Source organism: Nocardioides humilatus (assembly GCF_008373755.1).
GTDB classification, from domain to species: Bacteria; Actinomycetota; Actinomycetes; order Propionibacteriales; family Nocardioidaceae; genus Nocardioides; species Nocardioides humilatus.
The window spans coordinates 1-277 of record NZ_VUJV01000216.1 but is presented as its reverse complement, the minus strand read 5'-3'; the positions used below and the strand labels follow the sequence as shown (position 1 = coordinate 277).

The following is a 277-nucleotide window of genomic DNA, read 5'->3' as shown; positions in this document are numbered from 1 at the left end:
AACGAAACCCTCAAGAAAAAGCGTATTTTCAGGAAGTTCACTTACCGGGGAGTTGATCTCGATCAGCTCCTTGATATGCCCAATGAGCAACTCATGGAATTAATGCATGCCCGTGCGCGCCGGCGGTTCGCTCGTGGTCTTAAACGTAAACCAATGGCATTGGTCAAGAAGCTGCGTCGCGCCAAGAAAGAGGCTCCTCCGAATGAGAAGCCAGAGATCGTGAAGACTCACTTGAGAAACATGATCATCGTTCCCGAGATGGTCGGTTCAATTGTCG

General features: G+C 49.8%; 1 protein-coding gene. It reads left to right on the top strand.

The window, feature by feature from the left end; genetic code table 11:
• On the top strand, positions 1-277 hold a 277-nt coding region (locus F0U44_RS24500), incomplete at both ends, for a ribosomal protein S19 family protein (protein ID WP_188113658.1).